Below are 21,033 nucleotides of genomic sequence, written 5' to 3' on the forward strand. Positions count from 1 at the left end.
TTTGGCTGCCAGCACGGTGGTGATGGCTGCCGTCAAGGTGGTCTTGCCGTGGTCCACGTGGCCAATGGTGCCTACGTTGACGTGTGGCTTGGTTCGTGTGAATTTTTCTTTACCCATGTTCAGCTCCGAAAAGTAATGAGTTAAAAACGATCAAAATTCGCACTACCGCTATCACCAACATGCCAGCGGCAACGCTTTAAAAATGGTGCCCTTTGCGGGAATCGGACCCGCGACCTCTCCCTTACCAAGGGAGTGCTCTACCACTGAGCCAAAAGGGCAAAAGTTTGTCGCAGACAAACTTTAAAAATCTGCATCACAACGTAGCAACAAGCGGACTGTGGAGCGGGGTAGGAGAATCGAACTCCTCGCTTTAGCTTGGAAGGCTAAGGTATTACCACTATACGAACCCCGCAGAGGCTCATCCAAAATCAACTTATCACTGGTGGAGAGGGCTGGATTCGAACCAGCGTACTCGTAAGAGGGCAGATTTACAGTCTGCTGCCATTAACCACTCGGCCACCTCTCCTTCGGTGAACCCCGGATTATGCCACGTTAATTTGCCTTCGTCATGAACTTGCACACAAATTTGCATTTAGGTCGTGCCGTGCTCGTCGCGCCAAGCACGCGCCTGCGAGAAATGCCCACACCCGATGAAGGGCACAGGCGGGCGCAGCGCGGACAGCGGTGAAGGATGGTTGGCCGTCAGCACTAGGTGGCGGCCGACGTCGATCAATGCGCGCTTGCTTTGGGCGTGTGCACCCCAGAGCATGAAGACGGCTGGCGCTGCGTCTTGGGACACGTGGCGGATCACGGCATCGGTCAGCACCTCCCAACCCTTGCCGGAATGGCTGGCGGGCTGGCCTTCCTCCACGGTCAGGCAGGTGTTGAGCAGCAACACGCCCTTTTGCGCCCACTTCACCAGGCTGCCGCCGGGCTGCGGAAAGGGCGGTGGCGGCGTGCCCAAGTCGCGCTGCAATTCCTTGAAGATGTTGCGCAGCGAGGGCGGAAACGCGACGCCCGGCGCCACGGAGAACGCAAGCCCCTCGGCCTGGCCGCGCCCGTGGTAAGGGTCTTGGCCCAGGATGACCACGCGTACGGATTCAGGTGGTGTGAGCTCCAGCGCCCGCAGTGGCTGGGGCGGGAACACGACGGCGCCTGCGTCAAGGCGTTGCTGCAGGAACTGCAGCAAGCCCTGCCCCGTCTGTCCAGCGAAAAAACCGTCTACCAAGGATTGCCAGCCCGGCGCCACGGGCCAGGCCGCAGGATCGGCGTTCAGCAACTGGTCTGCCATAGGCTTAACCGAACAGGGCCGCCAACGCCTCGCCCGGCTCGGGCGCCCGCATGAAGGCTTCACCCACGAGGAAGGCATTCACCCCGGCTGAGCCCATCCGCAGCACGTCCTCACGGGTGTGGATACCGCTTTCGGTCACCAGCAGACGGTCGGTTGGCACCAGGGCTTTGAGCGCCAGGGTGGTGTCCAGCGAGACCTCGAAGGTCTTGAGATTGCGGTTGTTGATGCCGATCAGCGGGGTCTTGAGTTTCAAGGCACGCTCCAGCTCGGGCTGGTCGTGCACCTCCACCAGCACCGCCATGTCCAGGCTGCGGGCGATGGCCTCAAAGTCGCGCATCTGCGTATCGTCCAGGCAGGCGGCAATCAGCAGAATCGCATCGGCGCCCATGGCGCGCGACTCGTAGATTTGGTAGGAGTCGACCATGAAGTCCTTGCGCAGCACGGGCAGCTGGCAACTGGCGCGGGCCTGCTTGAGGTAATCAATTTCGCCCTGAAAAAACTGCACATCAGTGAGCACTGACAAGCAGGCGGCGCCGTATTCTGCGTAGCTTTGGGCAATGTCGGCCGGAATGAAGTCTTCGCGCAACACGCCTTTGGACGGGCTGGCTTTTTTGACCTCGGCAATCACCGCGGGCTGGCCGGCGGCGATCTTGGCGCGCAAGGCGCCTACAAAGTCACGCGTCAGCACGCGCGATTCGGCGTCGGCGCGCACCACCTCCTGGGATTTGCGCTTGCGGGCCGCGGCCACCTCCTGGTGTTTGACGGCTACGATTTTGTCCAGAATGTCGCTCATAAGATTTCCTAGTGGGCCAGGCGGGCAGAGAGTGCCACCAAGGCGTCGAGCTTGGCTTTCGCCGCTCCTGATTCGATAGCTGCTCGCGCAAGCGCGATGCCGGCTTCCATGGTTTTTGCCACATTGGCAGCGTACAGGGCGACGCCAGCGTTGAGGATCACGATGTCCTTGGCCGGGCCGGCCTGGTTGTTCAGCACCCCCAGCAGCATGGCGCGCGAGTCTTCGGCGGTTTCCACCTTCAGCGAACGGTTGCTGGCCATAACCATGCCAAAGTCTTCGGGGTGGATTTCGTACTCGCGGATCTCGCCGTTTTTCAGTTCCCCGACCATGGTGCCCGCGCCCAGGCTCACCTCGTCCATGCCGTCGCGGCCATAGACCACGATGGCGTGCTCGGCGCCCAAGCGTTGCAGCGCGCGCACCTGGATGCCTACCAGATCCGCATGGAACACGCCCATGAGGATGTTGGGCGCACCGGCCGGATTGGTGAGCGGGCCCAGGATGTTGAAGATGGTGCGCACGCCCATTTCCTTGCGCACCGGTGCCACATTCTTCATGGCGGGGTGGTGGTTAGGCGCGAACATGAAGCCAATGCCCTGCTCGGCAATGCACTGGGCGATCTGGTCGGGCTTGAGGTTGATGTTCAGGCCCAGCGCCTCCAGCACGTCCGCGCTACCGCTCTTGCTGCTGACGCTGCGCCCGCCGTGCTTGCTGACCTTGGCGCCCCCGGCGGCGGCCACGAACATACTGCAGGTGGAGATATTGAAGGTGTGCGAGCCATCACCGCCGGTCCCTACGATGTCCACCAAATGGGTTTTGTCGGCCACCTCCACCTTGGTGGAAAACTCGCGCATCACCTGCGCGGCGGCGGTGATCTCGCCGATGGTCTCTTTTTTGACGCGCAAGCCCGTGATCAGGGCGGCCATCATGACGGGCGACATCTCGCCGGACATGATCTGGCGCATCAGGTGCAGCATCTCGTCGTGAAAAATCTCGCGGTGCTCGATGGTGCGTTGCAGGGCTTCCTGCGGGGTGATTTTGGCGGTTTGGGTCATGTCCATGTCCTTAAGCCTTGGGCGCTGCGGTCAGCGCCAGTTTGATTCCGAATCCTACAAACATCGCGCCGGCGATGCGGTCTAACCCATGCATGCTCTTCTGCACCATACCGGCACGGCGGGCCAACCATGCGGCCGCCACGGCCCAACCCAGGTTCACCCACAGGCCGTTGAAGTTGAACAGCAGGCCCAGCAGCAGAAAGGCCAGCGGCTTGTTCTCCACGCCGGGCGCGATGAACTGCGGCACAAAGGCCAAAAAGAACAGCGCCACCTTGGGGTTCAACGCATTGGTCCAGAAACCACGCAGGAAGATAGTCTTCAAGCCGTTTCTGCCACTAGCCCCCGTGGAATATGCGCCAGCAGCTCCTAATTGCATAGCAGAACCATTCTTAGTCAACAGCAGCCTCACACCCACATAGACCAGGTAGGCGGCGCCTGCCCACTTGAGGATCGTGAAGGCGGTGGCGGATGCGGCCATCAAAGCGCTCACACCGACGGCGGCCGCAAAAATGTGCACAAAGCAGCCCGCGGTGATGCCCAACGCCGCCACCATGCCGGCGCGCGCGCCGCGGCGCAGCGCGTGGGTCACGATGTAAAGCACATCTGGTCCAGGGGTGAGATTCAGCAGCACGCCGGCCGCCATGAAGAGCAGGAGTTGGTCGATTGCCATGCTCTGCCCCTAGGCCGCATTGGCAAAAAACTGGCGGATGCTGGCAATGGCGTGGTCCACGCCAGCCGCATCCACATCGAGGTGGGTGACAAAGCGCAGGCGGTACAGCCCGTTGCCGCGCACGCCGTGGGCGGCGAGGTGGGCCAGCAGGTCGTTGGCGCGCGCACGCGCTGCCCCCTCCAGGTCCACAAACACGATGTTGGTCTGCGGCGCCTCCACCACCAGGCCGTCGATACCCGCCAAGCCATCGGCCAGGCGGTGCGCTAGCGCGTGGTCGTCGGCCAGGCGGCGCACATGATGGTCCAGCGCGTAGCTGGCGGCCGCGGCCAGAAAGCCGGCCTGGCGCATGCCGCCACCGGCCATTTTGCGCAGGCGCACGGCGCGGGTAATCAGCGCCTTGCTGCCGCACAGCGCCGAGCCCACGGGTGCGCCCAGGCCCTTGCTGAAGCAGACCGACACACTGTCAAAGCACTGGGCAATCGCCTGGGCTTCGGCGTAGGCGTCGGTGCCACGCTCGGCGGCTTGCGCCACGGCAGCATTGAACAGGCGGGCGCCGTCCAGGTGCCGGGCCAGGCCCTTGCTGCGCGCCAAGTCTGTCGCGGCCTGCACATAGCTGAAGGGCAGCAGCTTGCCGCCCCAGGTGTTTTCCAGCGCCAGCAGGCGGGTGCGGGCGAAGTGGGCATCGTCGGGCTTGATGGCCGCCTCAATATCGGCCAGCGCCAGCGAGCCATCGAGCTGGTGGTTCAGCGGCTGCGGCTGCACGCCGCCCAGCACCGCGGCGCCCCCGCCTTCCCAGCGGTAGGTGTGGGCCATCTGGCCCACGATGTACTCGTCCCCGCGCTGGCAGTGGGCCAGGATGGCGCACAGATTGCTCTGCGTGCCCGTGGGCATGAACAGAGCGGCTTCGAAACCCAGCAGCGCGGCAATCTTGTCCTGCAGCGCGTTGACGCTGGGGTCATCGCCATACACGTCGTCGCCCAGGGGGGCGGCGAACATGGCGTCGCGCATGGCGGCGGTGGGCTGGGTGACGGTGTCACTGCGCAAATCAACGGTCATGGCGGGCCTCATTGCAGAAAGTTTTTCAGCATGGCGTGGCCGTGCTCGGTGAGGATGCTTTCCGGGTGGAACTGCACGCCCTCCATGCGCTGCGCAAACGGCAGGCCGGTGTGGCGCACGCCCATGATTTCCCCATCGTCGGTCCACGCGGTCACGGCCAATTCTTTGGGGCAGCTCGCGCGCTCGATGGCCAACGAGTGGTAGCGGTTCACGGTGAACTGCTGCGGCAGACCGGCAAACACGCCCTCTTGCGTGGTGGTGATCACGCTGGTCTTGCCATGCATAAGCTCCTGCGCGCGAATGATCTTGCCGCCCAGCGCGGCACCAATGCTTTGATGGCCCAGGCAGACGCCCAGAATCGGCAGCTTGCCCATAAAGTGCTGAATGGCCGCCACCGAAATGCCGGCTTCCGCCGGTGAGCACGGGCCGGGGGATACCACCAGGCGGTCGGGCTGGCGTGCCGCAATGGCTTCCAGTGTGATCTCGTCGTTGCGGTACACCTCCACCTCGGCGCCCAACTCGCCGAAGTACTGGACGATGTTGAAGGTGAAGGAATCGTAGTTGTCGATCATCACGAGTTTCATGCGGTCTCTCCTTGGCGCAGGCGGGCAAACTCCCGGTGCTCAAATGCAATGGATGCGTCCATCAGGGCGCGGTAGGCGGCTTCCACGACTTCGGGCTGGCCACCCAGCTCGGCGGCCATCTGGCGCACGCGGGCTGCGATGAATTCAATGCGCTCTTGGTCATGCACCTTGTGCACGTCCTGCTTGATGCGCGCAGCCTGGCTCATGTAGCCGGTGCGCTCCACCAGCAGCGCGGTGATGCGTGTGTCCAGCGCGTCGATGTGGCTGCGCACCTCGGCCATGGTGTTGCAGTGTTGGGCTTGCGGTTGGGCTTTCTGTGGGGTGCTCATTGCAGGCCCTCCTCCACCAGCTCGGCCGCACGCAGCAATGCGCGGGCCTTGGCCTCGGTTTCCTTCCACTCCAGCTCGGGCACGCTGTCGGCCACCACGCCGGCAGCGGCCTGCACGTAGAGCATCTGGTCCTTGATGATGCCGGTGCGGATGGCAATCGCCACGTCCATGTCGCCCGCATAGCTCAGGTAACCGCAGGCGCCACCGTAAATACCGCGCTTGATGGGCTCCAGCTGGTCAATCACCTCCATGGCGTGCACCTTGGGCGCGCCGGTCAGCGTGCCCGCCGGGAAGGTGGCCTTGAGCACGTCCATGCTGGTCATGCCGGGGTTCAGCGTGCCTTCCACATTGCTCACGATGTGCATCACATGGCTGTAGCGCTCCACGCAGAACGCATCGGTCACCTTGACCGAGCCAATCTGCGCGATACGACCAATGTCGTTGCGCGCCAGGTCAATCAGCATCACGTGTTCTGCGCGTTCCTTGGGGTCCTCAATCAACTCGTGCTCGGCGGCCTTGTCCAGTTCGGGTGTGGCACCGCGTGGACGGGTGCCGGCCAGCGGGCGGATGGTGACCTTGGTTCCGGCCTTGCCGTCGACCGTGATTTGCTCCTGGCGCACCAAAATCTCCGGCGAGGCACCCACCACGTGGAAGTCGCCAAAGTTGTAGAAGTACATGTACGGGCTGGGGTTCAGCGTGCGCAGCGCGCGGTACAGGCTCAAGGGGGAGGCGGTGAAGCGCTTTTTGATACGCTGGCCTACCTGCACCTGCATGAAGTCGCCGCCGGCAATCATTTCCTTGGCGCGCACCACGGCGGCGATGTAGTCCGCCTTGGCAAAGTCGCGCTGGGCTTCAAAGCTTTGCGAAGGCTTGATGTCGGGTGCGCTGACGGCCTGTGCCAGTTTGGCCTTGAGCTCGGTCAGGCGGGCCTGGCCGGCGGCATAGGCATTGGGCGTGGCCGGGTCCACGTAGACCATGAGGTGCAGCTTGCCCGACAGGTTGTCAATGACGGCCAGCTCTTCGCACTGCAGCAGCAGGATGTCGGGCGTGCCCAGCTCGTCGGGCGGGCAGCTGGTTTGCAGTTTTTTCTCGATGTAGCGCACCGCGTCGTAGCCAAAGTAGCCAGCCAGGCCGCCGCAAAAGCGCGGCATGCCGGGCTGCAGCGCCACCTTGAAGCGCTGCTGGTATTGTGCGATGAAGTCCAGCGGGTTGGCGCTGGACGTTTCCACCACCACGCCATCGGTGACGACTTCGGTACGGGCGGCGGCGCCAAAACCACTGGCGCGCAGCAGCGTGCGGGCCGGCAGACCAATGAAGCTGTAGCGTCCAAAACGCTCCCCGCCCACCACCGATTCCAGCAAAAAGCTGTGGGCAGCGGGTTCGGTCTGGCCGTCGACACGGGCCAGCTTCAGGTACAGGGAGAGCGGGGTTTCCAGGTCGGCAAAGGCCTGGGTGGTCAGGGGGATGCGGTTAAAGCCTTGCGCGCGCAAGGCGTGGAACTCGGATTCGGTCATGGGGACGGGGCCTCTCAAATCACACGGGTCACAGGGTGTTTGCAGCTGAATGCCACAAAGACAAAGGGTGCGCGCAATAGATCGGAGGGGAATCCGTGCCACTTGACCGCGCAAAGCTCAGGAACCGTGCGCGTTGGCCGCACTAGGTGGCGGCCGGCAGGTGTTAGAGCCCAGGCACAACAGACGAGGTACGCCAGGGCCAGGCTCCCCGGTCGCTAAGACCCATTCTGCTGATGTGGTGGATAAACATGGTGTGCAGTGTAGCAAACCTGCAGCCCGAACCTGACGTAGCAAATTTCACGTCACCCGCAAAAACCCTGATGTACATTGGCAGGGAACCTTGGACAATCCCACTATCAAAAACGAACGGTCGTTCCTTTTTAAGGATTCTTCTTCCATGACACTCCCCAAATCCCTGCTCGCTGGCCTGGCCTCTTTGGTGTTGGCAACCTCCACCCTCGCCGCCACCCAGGACATCTATGGTGTGAAGGTTGAAGACACCGCCACCGTGGCGGGCACCAAACTGCAGCTCAATGGTGCCGGTGTGCGCTACAAGGCCATCTTCAAGGTCTATGTGGGTGAGCTCTACACCACGCAAAAAGTCAGCTCGCTGGAGGAATTGGTCGCTGCCCCCGGCCCCAAGCGCCTGACCATGACCTTTTTGCGCGAAATTGAAGCCGGCCCCTTTGGCAAACTGCTGACCCGCGGCGTGGAAGACAACGTGCCCAAGAACGAAATGTCCAAACTCGTGCCCGGCCTGATCCGCATGGGCGACATCTTCACCATCAACAAAGCGTTGATGCCCGGCGACATCATCTTGCTGGACTGGATTCCCGGCACCGGCCTGGTCATCACTGCCAAGGGTAAGGTGCAAGGCGAGCCGTTCAAGGAGCCTGAATTCTTCAAGGCCATCATGTCCATCTGGTTCGGCACCTCCCCCGCCGACTTCAAACTCAAAGACGCATTGTTGGGCGTGAAGTAAAACGCGTCCCGGCGCCGCGTGCTGCGGTGCCTCACGACCAGCCTGCCCGGTTCGCACCGCGGCAGGTTTTTTTGTGCTCACAAATTTCACATGAAGGGATGACAGAGGCCGCCAATCCTTGTAGTCTGTGTGTGCTCGCTGTATCCGGTCGCCCCCCACGCAAAGGATTTCGCTATGAAGCTCAGTCTCAAACTGCCTCTGGCATTCGCGGTTGCCCTGGCCCTGCTCTTCGTGGGCGGGCTGTTTGGCATCACCCAACTCAACCACGCGGTCGACAGCTACAAGCTGGACGTACTGCGCCATGTGGCGGCCAATAAAAAGGCCGCCGACATCGCCGGCGACTTTGCCACCGCAGTGCAGGAGTGGAAAAACGTGCTCCTGCGCGGCAAAGAGCCGCAAGACCTGGACAAGTACTGGGCTGCACACCAAAAAGAAATGAAGTCGGTCGGCGAAGGGCTGCAAACGCTCAACACCATGCTGGAAGAAGGTGAGAGCAAGGCCACCGCCCAGAAACTGGCCGCGGCCATGCAGACCGCGGCCCAAGGCTACCAAAAGGGCTTGGAAGACTACAAGGCCAGCGGCATGGACTTCCAGGCCGGCGACAAGGCCGCCCGCGGCAAGGACCGAGATGCCGTTGCCCTGCTTGGCGACTTGCGCGTCCAACTCTCACAAAAAGAAAAGGCGGCGTCGGAAGCCGCCAGCGCCGAGGCCGTGCGTGGCAGCCAGATGGCCTATGGCGTGATGATTCTGGTCACGCTGGCAGGGCTGGCCGGCAGCATCTGGTTGAGCCGGCAGATTGTGCGTCCGCTGAGCGAAGCCGTGACCGTGGCGGACAAAGTGGCCAATGGCGACCTGACCTCGCAGCTGCACATCCAGGGCCGCGACGAGGTGGCTGCCCTGATGACCTCGCTGCAGACCATGCAGGCCAGCCTGTCGCTACTGGTGACCAAGGTGCGCGAGGGCTCCCACGGCGTGGCACTGGCCAGCTCCGAGATTGCACAGGGCAATAACGACCTCTCGGCACGCACCGAGCAACAGGCCAGCGCCCTGCAGGAAACCGCCGCCAGCATGGAAGAGCTGGGCGCCACCGTCAGCCGCAGCGCCGACAGCGCCCGCCAAGCCAACCAGATGGCCACCAACGCCTCCAGCGTGGCCATGCAGGGCGGCGAGGTGGTCTCCCAGGTGGTCCACACCATGAAGGGCATCAACGAATCCTCCAACCGCATCTCCGACATCATCAGCGTGATCGACGGCATCGCCTTCCAGACCAATATTCTGGCGCTGAACGCGGCGGTGGAAGCGGCACGCGCAGGCGAACAGGGCCGCGGCTTTGCCGTGGTGGCCAGTGAAGTGCGGGCCCTGGCGGGCCGCAGTGCGGAGGCCGCCAAGGAAATCAAGCAACTTATCAGCACCAGCGTGGAGCGCGTGGAACAGGGCACCGCCCTGGTGGACCGCGCCGGCAGCACCATGAGTGAGGTGGTGGACTCCATTCGCCGTGTAACCGACATGATGGGTGAAATCAGCGCCGCCAGTAGCGAGCAGAACACGGGCGTGGCCCAGGTGAGCGAAGCGGTTGCGCAAATCGACCAAGCCACCCAGCAAAACGCGGCACTCGTGGAACAGATGGCCGCTGCAGCCTCTGGCCTCAAGAGCCAGGCGCAAGACCTGGTGGCACTGGTCGCCGTGTTCAAGCTCAGCGACCACACAGCACTGGCCCGCTAAACCCTCTCCTCACAACCTTCAGCCCTACAAGAGACACCATGAAACTGCGACACCAAATCATCGCCCTGGGCCTGCTCGGTGCACTGGCTGCGGCCCTGGTGGGCGGCATCGGCCTGATCCAAACCAACCGACTGGCGGGAGCGATTGACGAGTCTGAAGCCATGTCCAGCGCGCTGCAGAGCAGCCAGGAGGCCGACATGATGCACGACGCCGTGCGCGGCGACGTGCTGCTGTCGCTGCTGGGCGCCAGCACCAAGAACGAGGAACAAATGGCCGAGGCCAAAAAGGGCCTGGACGAGCACGCCAAGGTGTTTACCGATGCGCTCAAGAGCCTGGAGGAGCGCCCTATCTCGGATGATGTGCGGGCCATGCTCAAGAAGACCCTGCCCATGGTGAGCAGCTACGTGGAGGCGGGCCACAAGGTGCAGGCCCTGGCCACCCAGGACCCTGCCGCAGCACAAGCCGCCGTGGCCGATTTCCAGAAGGCCTTCAGTGCGCTGGAGAAGCAGATGGCAGAACAGGCCGATGCCATCGAGAACAGCGTCAAGGCCGCGCGGGCGGCCTCCAACGCCAGTGTGGGTTCCTCCAAGATGCAGGTCAGCATCACCTGGGCGCTGGCCACGGTGCTGTTGATCTCCGGGGCGCTGTACCTGGCCAAGCAACTCTCTCTGCCTTTGTCCCACGCCGTGTCGATTGCCGATGCGCTGGCGGCGGGTGACCTGGCCACCGCGGTGCGCCCTTCAGGCAGCGACGAGACGGTGCAACTGCTGGGCGCCATGGCGCGCATGCAAGACAGCTTTGGCACCACGGTGCGCAGCGTCAAAACCAATGCCGACCGCGTAGCCGCTACCAGCGCTGAAATCGCCCAGGGCAACAACGACCTGTCCGCCCGCACCGAGCAACAAGCCAGCGCGCTGGAAGAAACGGCCTCGTCCATGGCAGAACTGGGCTCCACCGTCAAACAAAACGCAGACTCGGCGCGCGAGGCGAATCAACTGGCCATGCGGGCCAGCACGGTGGCGGTCAAAGGCGGCGAAGTGGTGGGCCAGGTGGTGGAGACCATGAAAGGCATCAACGAAGCCAGCCGCAAGATCAGCGACATCATCAGCGTGATCGACGGCATCGCCTTCCAGACCAACATCCTGGCGCTCAATGCGGCGGTGGAAGCGGCAAGGGCCGGCGAACAGGGCCGTGGCTTCGCCGTGGTGGCCAGTGAAGTGCGCTCTCTGGCCGGGCGCAGCGCGGAGGCCGCCAAGGAAATCAAGAGCCTGATCGGCACCAGCGTGGAGCGTGTGGAGCAAGGCACCGCGCTGGTCGATCAGGCTGGCACCACCATGACCGAAGTGGTCAGCTCCATCCAGCGCGTCACCCTCATCATGGGCGAGATCTCTACCGCGAGCTCCGAGCAAAGCGCGGGGGTCGCCCAGGTGGGGCAAGCCGTCACCCAGATGGACCAGGCCACCCAACAAAACGCGGCCTTGGTGGAAGAGATGGCGGCGGCTGCCAGCAGCCTGAAGTCTCAGGCGCAGGACCTGGTGCAGGTGGTGGCGGTGTTCAAGCTGGCGGCCTAGGCCCCGCCCACCTCAGGTCCGCCAAGGCAAGTCGGCCAGCGTGTCGGTAAAAGCATCCGCATCTACCGCGGTGATCGGCTCGCCATGGTTGTAGCCATAGCCGACCAGCAGCACCGGGCAGCCCGCCGCACGCGCAGCCTGCGCGTCGTTGCTGGAGTCGCCCACCATCAGCGTGCGCGCAGGAGCGCTACCCAGCAGGGTGCAGGCATGCAGCAGGGGCATCGGATCGGGTTTTTTCCGTGCCACCGCATCGCCACCAATCGTGTGCAGGAAAAACCCGTCCAGCCCCTTGTCGGCCAGCAAGGCTTGGGCAAAGGCCGTGGGCTTGTTGGTCACACAGGCCAGGCGCAGGCCCGCGGCCTGGCACTGCGCCAGCCCCTGCAGCGCGCCGGGGTAGACGGTGGAGTAGCGGCCATTCACATCGGGGTAGTGGCGCTGGTAGCTGGCCCAGGCCGCATTGAAAATTGCTCCTGAATTCGTAGCTTTTGGCGCATATTCCACGAGGGCTAGCAGGCTTTTTATCAAGTTTTCCGAGCCCTTGCCCACCAGCCGCTCCACCAGCACGCGGTCCACCGCATAGTTCCGGTAGGGCGAAGGCAAATCGCCCAGCATGCGCTGCAGTGCCTCCACAAAATCACCCAAGGTGTCAACCAGCGTGCCGTCCAGGTCCACGATGGCGGCGTCGAATGCGGGCAAGGCCCAGGGCAAGGTTTTTTTGAAGGTCATCAAAGGCGTCAGAGTGGGTGGGGGCCGGACTGGATCCACATCACCAGCGGGGCCACGTCCATGGGTTTGGCAAACAGATAGCCCTGGCCTTCAGCGCAGCCCAGTGAGGCCATCAGCCGCGCCTGCTCGGGCGTTTCAATGCCCTCGGCCACGGTCCCCAGCCCCAGCGTATGGGCCATGCGCAGCGTGGCCTCGATCAGCACGCGGTGGTATTCGCTGTCGCTGGCCTGGCTGACAAAGGAGCGGTCAATCTTCACCGTGTTCACTGGCAGCTCGTGCAGGCAGGACAGGGAGGAGTAGCCCGTGCCAAAGTCGTCCAGCGCCAGGCCTACGCCCAGCGCGCGGATCTCGCGCAGGGTGTGCTGCACCGCCGCGTCTTGGGCCGCGAGGCTTTCGGTCACCTCCAGCACCAGCTGGTGTGGCGACATGCTGGTGTCGCGCAGCGCCTCCTGGATATCGGCCACCAGCCGCGGCTGGCGCAGCTGCGCGCGTGACAGGTTCACCGCCACCAGCGGCGGCGCCATGGACCCCAGCTGGTGCTGGAGCAGCTCAAACGTGCGGCACGCTTGGTGCAGCACAAACTGCCCCACGGCGTCGATCAGGCCACAGGCCTCGGCCAGCGGGATGAAGTCGGCCGGCGACACCAGGCCGCGCTGCGGATGCCGCCAACGGGCCAGTGCCTCGATCCCGGCTACGGTATTGCCCGGAAGATGCACCACAGGCTGGTACTGCACAAAAATCTCGCCATTGGGCAGGGCCTGGCGCAGGTCGTTTTCCAGCGCCACCGAGGCACTGACATCCGAGCGCATGGAGGGCTCGAACAGCACATAACGGGCACGCCCGGCGCGCTTGGCCTCGTACATCGCAATGTCGGCGTCGCGCAGCACGCTGTCGGCGTCCAGCTCGGCGTGGGTGCTGGTGACGATGCCGATGCTGACCGTGGAGTTGATGCGGTGCGTGTCCACCGTGTAAGGCACAGCCAGCACATCGAGCAGGCGGCTGGCCACGATCTCGGCATCCAGGTCGCCCCGCATATCGTCCAGCAGCACGACAAACTCATCACCACCAATGCGGGCCGCAATCTGCTGAAAGTCGCTGGTGTGCACAAAGCTGTCCCCCGGACGCAGGCTGTCCTGCAGGCGGCGCGCGATCTGGCGCAGCAGCTCGTCGCCCACGCTGTGGCCCAGGGTGTCGTTGACCTGCTTGAAGCGGTCAAAGTCCATGAACAACACGGCGAAGTGGTAGCCCGGCTGCGCCTTGTGGCGCTCAATGGCGGCGCGGATCATGTCCACCACCACCGCGCGGTTGGGCAGTTGGGTCAGGCCATCGGTGCGGGCGGCCACACGCAGTTGCTGCTCCATGGCCTTTTGGGCGTTCACGTCCATGGCCACGCCGGCCATGCGCACGGCACGGCCTTGCGGGTTGCGGTCGGCCACGGTGCCGGCAAACATGATCCAGACCCAGCGGCCACTGAGGTGGCGCGCCCGCACCGCCAGGCGGTGCGACACCGAGGGGTCTTGCAGATGCTGGCGCATCGACTGCTGCCAGTGGGCGCGGTCTTCCGGGTGGATCAATTCGTTCCAGAAGGCCGCGGTCATATCCATCTCGCCTGGCTCATACCCCAGGATGCTGTGCATGCGCAGGTTGCAGTGGATGGTGTCGGCCACCATGTCCCAGTGCCAGATGCCCAGGCCGGCACCGTCCACCGCCAACGACAGCAACTGCTGCTGCTGGCGCATGGCGGTCAGATCGGTGGCCACCAGCACCCAGCCGCTCAGCGTGCCCTGCTCGTCGTTAATGGGTTGCATGTCCACCAGCACCCAGCCCACCTCGGTGCCCTTGATGCTGATGCGCATCTCGCGCTTGATGCCCTGGCCTGCACGCAAGGCCTTGCTGAACTCGGCAAAGCGTGCCGGGTCCGCACTGCGCGCCTTCAGCAGGGTGCCAATGCGGCGGCCCTGCGCGCGTGCCGGCGGGTAGGCGGTGAGTTCGGTAAACGCCTCGTTGATCCATACCACGCGGTGGTTTTCATCGGTCACCGCCATGGCATTGGAGCTGAGCTCGGCCACCATTGCCAGGCGTTTGAGGCGGTCGGTCTGGCTAGCCAGCGTACGGTACTGGCGGCGCACTGCACGCGCGGTGGGCTCCACCAGCCACAGCCCTAGCAGCACAAACAAGAGCAGCGCACCGCCGGTCAGCCATCGCATCATGAGCACCGCATCTCGGCTACGCTCAAACGCTGTGTTCTGCACCTGCACCACCAGGTCGCCGCTGGCCAGCAGGGACTGGTCCAACTCGGCCTGCAACACGTCCTGCGCCCGGATCAGGGCTTGCGCGTCATGCAAGGACGCCTGCAGCAGCACCGCCTTGACATCGCTCCACAAACCGGCGCGGCTGCGCTGCCAGCGCAGTTGCGCCTGCTGCAGCGCAACTCCGGCCAGTGATTGCGAGGGCACTTGTTGGGCCAGCAGGTCTTCCAGGTGCTGCGCGTGCACTTGCGACAGCGTGAGCGTGTCAGACAACGGATTGGCCGCGAAAGGCTCCAGCGGGTGCAAGGCCAGCCGGGCCGCCTGCACACCCATGCGCTGGGTGATAGCGCTTTGCTCCGCGGCCACACGGATGATGTCCATGTCGAGCTGGCGCACCTGCTCCGCCTGCCCCAAGCGCACCACCCGCACCGTGGCCAGAATGGCCAGCAGCAGCAGTGTGGTGTACATGGCCACACGCACCCGGCGGTGGGCGCCGCCCTCCCCCATGACCGCGCTAAACCATTGCGCAGACGGGTGGGGCGATAGCGCGGGGGGAGCGGGCGTGGTCAATGCGGGTCAGCCCTGTAGCGCCACACGCATGGCGTCGATCACGCCCTTGTAGTCCGGCTTGCCGAAGATGGCGCTGCCCGCCACAAAGGTGTCGGCCCCGGCGTCGGCCACGCGGCGGATGTTGTCGGTTTTGATGCCGCCGTCCACCTCCAGGCGAATGTCTTTGCCGCTGGCGGTGATGCGCTTGCGCACATCTTCGATCTTGCGCAAGGCGGAATCAATAAAGCTCTGGCCACCAAAGCCAGGGTTCACGCTCATGATCAGAATCAGGTCGATGTCCTCGATCACCCAGTCCAGCACATCAAGCGGCTCAGCCGGGTTGAACACCAGACCGGCCTTCACACCCTTGCTCTTGATGGCCTGGATGCTGCGGTGCACATGGCCCGAGGCGTCGGGATGAAAGCTGATGTAATCGGCCCCCGCCTCGGCAAAGCTGGCGGCCAGCGCGTCTACCGGCGAGATCATCAGGTGCACATCGATGGGCACGGCCACACCGGCGGCCGTCTTGGCATGCGGTTTGAGCGCGCTGCAGATCATGGGGCCGAAGGTCAGGTTGGGCACGTAATGGTTGTCCATCACGTCAAAGTGGATCCAGTCAGAGCCTGCGGCGATGACGTTTTTGACCTCTTCCCCCAGGCGGGCGAAGTCGGCAGACAGGATGGAGGGGGCAATGCGGTACGTCATGGCAGGGGCTTGGAAGGGGTGTTGACAAGGCTAACATTTTCGCAGGTAGCATTGGCCCATGGCCAAATACGAATTTCTGGTGGAAGTAGCCCCCCAGTACCTCCCCGACCAATCTGCACCCGCCGATGACCTGTACGTGTTTGCGTACACCATCACCATTACCAACACGGGCGACGTCACCGCCCAGCTGATTTCGCGTGCCTGGAACGTGAACGACGCCAATGGCCACACCGAAAAGGTCAAGGGCCTGGGTGTGGTTGGCCAGCAGCCCCTGCTCAAGCCCGGCCAGGCGTTTGAATACACCAGCGGCACCCGCCTGCGCACCCCCACCGGCACCATGCACGGCAGCTTTTTCTGCGTGGCCGAGGATGGCGAGAAGTTTGACGCCACCATCCCCATGTTTGTGCTGGACGCCTTGAGCGATGCGGGTGGCTCCCGCACCCTGCACTGATGGTCACGCCAGGCGCCCGCAGCGACATTGCCACGCTGCTCGACACCCTGGACCCCGCCGCCGGCCTGGTGGAACGCCATGTCTGGCTCATCGCCCTGCTGGACTGGGTGCGTGGCCACCACGACAGTGCCGAAGCCGCCGTGGGCAGGGTCGATCTGCTGCTGGATATTCTGGACGCCCGCCCCGCCACGGCCGAGAAGTTGCAGATCTGGTGGCGCGCCCTGCTGCACACCGTGGACGGCAGCACCCTGCTGTCGGACTACGGCTTTGCCTCGCGCAACGCCTTTGTCAGCGAATTTGTAGAGCGCCTGCACCACAAGCTGTTGCCCGCCACGCCCGAGACCAGCGACGCCTCCGAGCTATTTGGCCTGGTGCTGGACGGCGAGCACGACGCCCAGTGGCTGGCCGCCCTGCCCGAGCCCACGCTGCGGCGCCTGGCCGCCCTGCTGGGCACGCCTGCCGTAGGCCATGCCGCCGCCCTGCGCCCGCAGCTCACGCACTGGCAGAGCACCCTGCTCGACGCAATGCGGTTCTGCACCAGCCAGATCAGTGCGGCCGGGTTCTCGCCCGAGATTCGCCTGCGCATGAGCGTGCCCGCGCGTGATGCCAGCCCCTTCCACCACCTGTCAGCCGACCTGGATGCGGTGTGCGACGCCTGGCTGGCCGGCGAAGACACCCACGCCCCGGTGCAGCAGTTCCGCACCCGGCTGGACGCCTGCCGCCACGCCGCAGCCTCCGTCTACACCCACCTGGAAGCCCATGGCATCTCGGTGGACCTGGTGTTCCGCCTGCGCCAGCTGCGCGAACGCGTGCTGCGCGTGCGCGCCCTGCTGGACTGCCTGATGGACGACGACGGCCACCGCGCCAGCGCACGCCTGGTCTCGCACCTGGCCAGCGTGAGCCAGGAGCAGCGCAGCATTGGCGCGCTGGTGGCGTCCAACTCGTCGCTGCTGGCGGCCAAGGTGGCCGAGCGCAGCAGTGAGACCGGCGAGCACTACATCACCCGCACCCGCGCCGAATACCGCGAGATGCTGGGCAACGCCGCTGGCGGCGGTGCGCTGACGGCGCTCACCACGGTGATGAAGTTCGGGCTGATGGCGTTTGGCCTGTCGGCCTTCTGGATGGGCATGTGGTCGGGCGTGGTTTACGCCGCCAGCTTTGTGTTGATCCAGCTCATGCACTACACGCTGGCCACCAAGCAACCCGCCATGACGGCCCCAGCCATGGCCGCCAAGCTCAAGGACATTTCGGACGACACCGCGCTGGTGGCCTTTGTCGACGAGGTGACCCACCTGGTGCGCTCACAGGTGGCGGCGGTGCTGGGCAATGTGACCATGGTGTTCCCGGCGGTCATTGCGCTGTCGCTGGCCATGCAGTACACGCTGGGCCAGCCCATGATCAACGCGGACAAGGCGCAGTACGTGCTGCACTCGCTCACACTGCTCGGACCCTGCCTGCTGTTTGCCGCCTTCACTGGCGTGCTGCTGTTTGCCTGCAGCATCATCGCGGGCTGGGTGGAAAACTGGTTTGTGCTGCACCGGCTGGACTCGGCCATCCGCTACAACCCGCGCATCACCGCCTGGCTGGGTACCGCGCGGGCCGACCGCTGGGCGCATTTCATGCGCAACAACGTGTCGGGTCTGGCGGCCAGCATTTCACTGGGATTCATGCTGGGGCTGGTGCCACCCATCCTCGCGTTTCTGGGCGTGGGGCTGGACGCGCGCCACGTCACCCTGTCCACCGGCCAGTTGGGCGCGGCCTGCGCCAGCCTGGGCTGGGATGTGGTGAAGCTGCCCGCCTTCTGGTGGGCCGTGGCCAGCATTCCGCTGATCGGCGTGCTCAACCTGAGCGTGAGCTTTTACCTGGCCTTCCGCGTGGCGCTGCGTGCGCACAACGTGTCGGGCGTGGGGCGCACGCGCATCCAGGGCGCGGTGTTTGCCCGCCTGCGCCAGGCCCCACTGAGCTTCTTCTGGCCTGCACGCGAACCTGCGGCCTGATGGAACCTGGTGCATAGCGTGGCAGGCCTGGGCGAGTTTGAACTGATTGCGCGCTATTTTCAGCGCCCCGAACGGGCGCTGGGCGCCGGCGTGGCGCTGGGCGTGGGCGACGACTGCGCGCTACTGCAGCCCACCCCCGGCATGCAGTGGGCCGTGAGCAGCGACATGCTGGTCAGCGGCCGCCACTTCTTCCCCGACGCAGACCCGCGCACCCTGGGCCACAAGGCGCTGGCGGTGAACCTCAGCGACCTGGCCGCCTGCGGCGCCCGTCCGCTGGGCTTCACCCTGGCCTTGGCCCTGCCCGAGGCCAACGCCGCCTGGCTGCAACCGTTTTCCGAAGGCCTGTTCGCCTTGGCCGATGCGCATGGCTGCGCGCTGGTGGGCGGGGACACTACGCGGGGCCCGCTCAATATCTGCATCACCGTGTTTGGCGAAGTGCCACCCGGCCAAGCCCTGCTGCGCAGCGGCGCCCAAGGGGGTGACGATGTGTACGTGAGCGGCACGCTGGGCGACGCCGCGCTGGCGCTGCAATGCCTGCAAGGCAAGATCCACTTGCCGCCCGCGCTGTTAGCCCAGACCCGCCAACGGCTGGAACAGCCCACGCCCCGGGTGGCGCTGGGCCTGGCCCTGCGCGAGGTGGCCAGCGCCGCAGCCGATGTGAGCGACGGCCTGCTCGGCGACCTCGGCCACATCCTGGCGCAAAGCGGTGTGGGCGCCACGCTGAATGCCGACGTTGCTATGCATTTGCTAGCTGCTTGCGCATATTCCACGGGGGCTAGTGGCCTGTTTTCCTCTCAAATGCCGCCCGCACAGCTGCTGCAGTGCGTGCTGGCCGGTGGCGACGACTACGAGCTGGTGTTCACCGCCCCACCCGACCGTGCCGCCGCCGTGCAGGCGGCAGCGCAGGCCAGCGCCACACCGGTGACCCGCATCGGCCGCATCGACGCCGCGCCTGGCCTGCGCGTGCTGGATGAACGCGGAGCCCTGCTGCAGGGCCCTTGGGCCAGCTTTGACCACTTTGCTACCTGAACCGCCCGCCGACCGCTGTAGTTACTGCGCGGGCTGAAGCCAGCCTGACGACCAAGGACCGGACTTGTCCCCACCTTGGTCAGGTTGCAAATACTCCGTCAACCCCTGAAACCACATCACCTCGACAAAGTCCCCCGTGACGACCAGATGTGCAGCCACGATTAGCGCCTGGAGAACCAACAGGGAAAAGGCACTATCCCTTGCCGTGCGCGGCCGCGTCGCTGGCGCCCGCGGGCCGGGCAACCTGAAAGACGTTCTCCGGTAGGACCTGAACGTAGTCGTTCAAGCCTCCGGAACGCAAGATCGGATAGGCCTGCGCCGTCTGGTAAACGCCGTCCTTCAAGAGCGATTTGTCGATGTGCACCGCCACCACCTCGCCGAGGACCAGCCAACTGGCCAACTTCTCGCCATCCGTGTTGCTAAGCTGGACGATATCAATGACCTTGCACTCCATGGCGGCGCGGCTTTCCCCCACGCGCGGCACATTGACCACACGACCCGGCACCGCCGTGAGGCCGGCGAGGGAAAACTCGTCCTCGCCATGCGCAAGTGGGGTGGCGGTCTGGTTCATCTGGTCGCCCAACTCCCGTGTCACCAAATTCCACACGAACTCGCGGGTTTCGGATGCGTTCTGCACGCTGTCCTTCCAGGTGATCGAAGAGAACCCGATGATGGGCGGGTCGTAGTTGAACGCGTTGAAAAAACTGTAGGGAGCCAGATTGACACGCCCCTGCGCGTCCCGTGTCGATATCCAGCCGATGGGGCGTGGAGCGACGAGCGCATTCAGCGGGTTGTGATTCAACCCATGGCCCTTGGAGGGCTCATAGAAGTGGAAGTCGCGTGTGATCATTTAGTTAGCTTGCGCGGCCAACTTCGCCATCAAAGCCTTGCCGAAAACGTCAGCCGACAAGGGCTGTTGACCGGTGATCAGTTCCCGGTCGACTACGACGTTGGGTTGCCAATCTGCGCCGTTTTGAACAACGGCGCCGGCTGCGGTCAAAGCTGCATCCGGATAAAAGAGAACCTGACCGCCGAGCTGCGCGCTACCTTCTATCTGCTTCTCTTCGGATGTTGCGAAGACGCTTACCTTGTAGCCAGAGTACGTCCAGTCCTTCGACAGGCTCTTGGCCGCAGTGGTATCACCTGCGATGAGGGCAGATTGAAACTTGGCTGCTTCGGGCAGGGTGGACAGAAGAGCGATCGGTCCGTGGCAGATGATCGCGGTAGGCTTCGCGGCCGCGTGGAAGCTCTTCAAGATAGTGCCGAGCGACTGCTCCTTGATCAGGTCTTGCATAGGCGCATGGCCACCCGGAATGAACACCGCTGCATAGCCGCTGGCGCCTTCTGCGGCAACAGATGCCAATGTTTTGGGCTTCTTCAATGCATCGAACTTAGCAATGTAGGAGAGTGCGTCTGTACGCTTCGCATCATCGCCCCCGAAGTAATTCTTGTTGTTCGAACTCGCGTCCATTGAAGGCGTGTCGCCCTTGGGATTGGCAAACACGGGGGTGTACCCCGCATCGACGAGCATCCGCAGTGGAACAGCGAGCTCGTTGAGGAAGTAGCCCGTTTGGTACTGCTTCCCATCCCGGAGTTCGAGCGCATGGGCGCTCGACATCACGACAAGGACCTTCCCCTTGTCAGCCGCGAAAGCGCCGGCTGGAATAAGGCTGGCCGTGACCACAAGCGCAATGGACATGAGCGCAGTTTTGAAAGTATTTAGGTTGAAAGTCATATGGGTTCCGTTGGTCGTTCGTGAGATT

The 21,033-nt window shown here is 64.1% G+C and carries 20 protein-coding genes and 3 tRNA genes; 6 read left to right on the forward strand and 17 right to left on the reverse strand.

Features of this window, described 5'->3' with window-relative positions; all coding sequences use genetic code 11:
- From AC097R_RS19505 to trpE, 12 genes are all read right to left on the reverse strand, one after another.
- Positions 1-117: GTP-binding protein (locus AC097R_RS19505; RefSeq protein ID WP_479598074.1), on the reverse strand; the 117-nt coding region annotated here is incomplete at its 3' end.
- 86 nt (positions 118-203) lie between these two features.
- Positions 204-278, reverse strand: a tRNA-Thr gene (locus AC097R_RS19510).
- 60 nt (positions 279-338) lie between these two features.
- Positions 339-412 (reverse strand) — tRNA-Gly (locus AC097R_RS19515).
- 28 nt (positions 413-440) lie between these two features.
- Positions 441-526 (reverse strand) — tRNA-Tyr (locus AC097R_RS19520).
- A gap of 66 nt (positions 527-592) precedes the next feature.
- Positions 593-1,291, reverse strand: a complete 699-nt coding sequence (locus tag AC097R_RS19525; protein WP_479599894.1) for a uracil-DNA glycosylase — start codon at positions 1,289-1,291, stop codon at positions 593-595.
- 4 nt (positions 1,292-1,295) lie between these two features.
- Complete coding sequence (gene trpC / locus AC097R_RS19530; protein WP_479599895.1) at positions 1,296-2,084, reverse strand: indole-3-glycerol phosphate synthase TrpC; 789 nt, start codon at positions 2,082-2,084, stop codon at positions 1,296-1,298.
- Positions 2,085-2,092: 8 nt separating this feature from the next.
- A complete protein-coding gene (trpD, locus tag AC097R_RS19535) occupies positions 2,093-3,136 on the reverse strand; it encodes an anthranilate phosphoribosyltransferase (RefSeq protein ID WP_479599896.1) in 1,044 nt (347 codons plus the stop codon).
- 10 nt (positions 3,137-3,146) lie between these two features.
- Complete coding sequence (locus AC097R_RS19540; protein WP_479599897.1) at positions 3,147-3,806, reverse strand: LysE family translocator; 660 nt, start codon at positions 3,804-3,806, stop codon at positions 3,147-3,149.
- 9 nt (positions 3,807-3,815) lie between these two features.
- Positions 3,816-4,862 carry a low-specificity L-threonine aldolase gene (gene ltaE, locus AC097R_RS19545; RefSeq protein WP_479599898.1) on the reverse strand — a complete coding sequence of 349 codons (1,047 nt, stop codon included), beginning with the start codon at positions 4,860-4,862 and terminating at the stop codon, positions 3,816-3,818.
- A gap of 8 nt (positions 4,863-4,870) precedes the next feature.
- The gene (locus AC097R_RS19550) at positions 4,871-5,446 is read right to left on the reverse strand and encodes an aminodeoxychorismate/anthranilate synthase component II (protein WP_479599899.1); all 576 of its coding nucleotides are present in this window, start codon (positions 5,444-5,446) and stop codon (positions 4,871-4,873) included.
- Positions 5,443-5,775, reverse strand: coding sequence for a chorismate mutase (locus AC097R_RS19555; protein ID WP_479599900.1), 333 nt, complete (start codon positions 5,773-5,775; stop codon positions 5,443-5,445). The genes AC097R_RS19550 and AC097R_RS19555 overlap by 4 nt, the downstream gene beginning before the upstream one ends.
- Complete coding sequence (gene trpE / locus AC097R_RS19560) at positions 5,772-7,289, reverse strand: anthranilate synthase component I (RefSeq protein WP_479599901.1); 1,518 nt, start codon at positions 7,287-7,289, stop codon at positions 5,772-5,774. The genes AC097R_RS19555 and trpE overlap by 4 nt, the downstream gene beginning before the upstream one ends.
- A 397-nt stretch (positions 7,290-7,686) precedes the next feature.
- Here trpE and AC097R_RS19565 point away from each other — a divergent pair, with 397 nt between their 5' ends.
- From AC097R_RS19565 to AC097R_RS19575, 3 genes are all read left to right on the forward strand, one after another.
- Positions 7,687-8,271, forward strand: a complete 585-nt coding sequence (locus tag AC097R_RS19565) for a chalcone isomerase family protein (protein ID WP_479599902.1) — start codon at positions 7,687-7,689, stop codon at positions 8,269-8,271.
- A 174-nt stretch (positions 8,272-8,445) separates the two neighbouring features.
- A complete protein-coding gene (locus AC097R_RS19570; protein ID WP_479599903.1) occupies positions 8,446-9,993 on the forward strand; it encodes a methyl-accepting chemotaxis protein in 1,548 nt (515 codons plus the stop codon).
- A 38-nt stretch (positions 9,994-10,031) separates the two neighbouring features.
- Positions 10,032-11,564, forward strand: a complete 1,533-nt coding sequence (locus tag AC097R_RS19575) for a methyl-accepting chemotaxis protein (protein ID WP_479599904.1) — start codon at positions 10,032-10,034, stop codon at positions 11,562-11,564.
- 12 nt (positions 11,565-11,576) lie between these two features.
- Here AC097R_RS19575 and gph read toward each other — a convergent pair whose 3' ends face one another.
- From gph to rpe, 3 genes are read right to left on the reverse strand one after another with little or no spacing between them, the layout of a single operon-like run.
- Positions 11,577-12,290 carry a phosphoglycolate phosphatase gene (gene gph / locus AC097R_RS19580; protein ID WP_479599905.1) on the reverse strand — a complete coding sequence of 238 codons (714 nt, stop codon included), beginning with the start codon at positions 12,288-12,290 and terminating at the stop codon, positions 11,577-11,579.
- Positions 12,291-12,298: 8 nt separating this feature from the next.
- Positions 12,299-15,109, reverse strand: a complete 2,811-nt coding sequence (locus AC097R_RS19585; RefSeq protein WP_479599906.1) for a putative bifunctional diguanylate cyclase/phosphodiesterase — start codon at positions 15,107-15,109, stop codon at positions 12,299-12,301.
- A gap of 6 nt (positions 15,110-15,115) precedes the next feature.
- Positions 15,116-15,793 carry a ribulose-phosphate 3-epimerase gene (gene rpe / locus AC097R_RS19590; RefSeq protein WP_310346184.1) on the reverse strand — a complete coding sequence of 226 codons (678 nt, stop codon included), beginning with the start codon at positions 15,791-15,793 and terminating at the stop codon, positions 15,116-15,118.
- Between the two features lie 58 nt (positions 15,794-15,851).
- Here rpe and apaG point away from each other — a divergent pair, with 58 nt between their 5' ends.
- From apaG to thiL, 3 genes are read left to right on the forward strand one after another with little or no spacing between them, the layout of a single operon-like run.
- Positions 15,852-16,244 carry a Co2+/Mg2+ efflux protein ApaG gene (apaG, locus tag AC097R_RS19595; protein ID WP_479599907.1) on the forward strand — a complete coding sequence of 131 codons (393 nt, stop codon included), beginning with the start codon at positions 15,852-15,854 and terminating at the stop codon, positions 16,242-16,244.
- Entirely contained in the window at positions 16,244-18,241 is a 1,998-nt protein-coding gene (locus AC097R_RS19600; protein ID WP_479599908.1) for a site-specific recombinase, read from the forward strand. The genes apaG and AC097R_RS19600 overlap by 1 nt, the downstream gene beginning before the upstream one ends.
- 27 nt (positions 18,242-18,268) lie before the next feature.
- Positions 18,269-19,270 (forward strand): thiamine-phosphate kinase, encoded by a 1,002-nt coding sequence (gene thiL / locus AC097R_RS19605; RefSeq protein WP_479600043.1) that lies wholly within the window; start codon positions 18,269-18,271, stop codon positions 19,268-19,270.
- A 193-nt stretch (positions 19,271-19,463) separates the two neighbouring features.
- Here the strand turns inward: thiL and AC097R_RS19610 are convergent, their stop codons facing one another.
- Entirely contained in the window at positions 19,464-20,120 is a 657-nt protein-coding gene (locus AC097R_RS19610; RefSeq protein WP_479599909.1) for a flavin reductase family protein, read from the reverse strand.
- Complete coding sequence (locus tag AC097R_RS19615) at positions 20,121-21,005, reverse strand: type 1 glutamine amidotransferase domain-containing protein (protein ID WP_479599910.1); 885 nt, start codon at positions 21,003-21,005, stop codon at positions 20,121-20,123.
- Between the last annotated feature and the right edge of the window lie 28 nt (positions 21,006-21,033).

The sequence above is a fragment of the Rhodoferax sp. ZS1R25 genome (assembly GCF_056521335.1).

Excerpts from the sequence above, each read along its gene's own strand:
- ltaE (WP_479599898.1), bottom strand. The coding sequence starts at position 4,862 with ATGACCGTTGATTTGCGCAGTGACACCGTCACCCAGCCCACCGCCGCC.
- apaG (WP_479599907.1), top strand. The coding sequence starts at position 15,852 with ATGGCCAAATACGAATTTCTGGTGGAAGTAGCCCCCCAGTACCTCCCC.
- gph (WP_479599905.1), bottom strand. The coding sequence starts at position 12,290 with ATGACCTTCAAAAAAACCTTGCCCTGGGCCTTGCCCGCATTCGACGCC.
- AC097R_RS19575 (WP_479599904.1), top strand. The coding sequence starts at position 10,032 with ATGAAACTGCGACACCAAATCATCGCCCTGGGCCTGCTCGGTGCACTG.
- AC097R_RS19550 (WP_479599899.1), bottom strand. The coding sequence starts at position 5,446 with ATGAAACTCGTGATGATCGACAACTACGATTCCTTCACCTTCAACATC.
- AC097R_RS19570 (WP_479599903.1), top strand. The coding sequence starts at position 8,446 with ATGAAGCTCAGTCTCAAACTGCCTCTGGCATTCGCGGTTGCCCTGGCC.
- trpC (WP_479599895.1), bottom strand. The coding sequence starts at position 2,084 with ATGAGCGACATTCTGGACAAAATCGTAGCCGTCAAACACCAGGAGGTG.
- AC097R_RS19610 (WP_479599909.1), bottom strand. The coding sequence starts at position 20,120 with ATGATCACACGCGACTTCCACTTCTATGAGCCCTCCAAGGGCCATGGG.
- rpe (WP_310346184.1), bottom strand. The coding sequence starts at position 15,793 with ATGACGTACCGCATTGCCCCCTCCATCCTGTCTGCCGACTTCGCCCGC.
- AC097R_RS19525 (WP_479599894.1), bottom strand. The coding sequence starts at position 1,291 with ATGGCAGACCAGTTGCTGAACGCCGATCCTGCGGCCTGGCCCGTGGCG.
- trpE (WP_479599901.1), bottom strand. The coding sequence starts at position 7,289 with ATGACCGAATCCGAGTTCCACGCCTTGCGCGCGCAAGGCTTTAACCGC.
- AC097R_RS19600 (WP_479599908.1), top strand. The coding sequence starts at position 16,244 with ATGGTCACGCCAGGCGCCCGCAGCGACATTGCCACGCTGCTCGACACC.
- AC097R_RS19615 (WP_479599910.1), bottom strand. The coding sequence starts at position 21,005 with ATGACTTTCAACCTAAATACTTTCAAAACTGCGCTCATGTCCATTGCG.
- AC097R_RS19540 (WP_479599897.1), bottom strand. The coding sequence starts at position 3,806 with ATGGCAATCGACCAACTCCTGCTCTTCATGGCGGCCGGCGTGCTGCTG.
- trpD (WP_479599896.1), bottom strand. The coding sequence starts at position 3,136 with ATGACCCAAACCGCCAAAATCACCCCGCAGGAAGCCCTGCAACGCACC.
- AC097R_RS19565 (WP_479599902.1), top strand. The coding sequence starts at position 7,687 with ATGACACTCCCCAAATCCCTGCTCGCTGGCCTGGCCTCTTTGGTGTTG.
- AC097R_RS19555 (WP_479599900.1), bottom strand. The coding sequence starts at position 5,775 with ATGAGCACCCCACAGAAAGCCCAACCGCAAGCCCAACACTGCAACACC.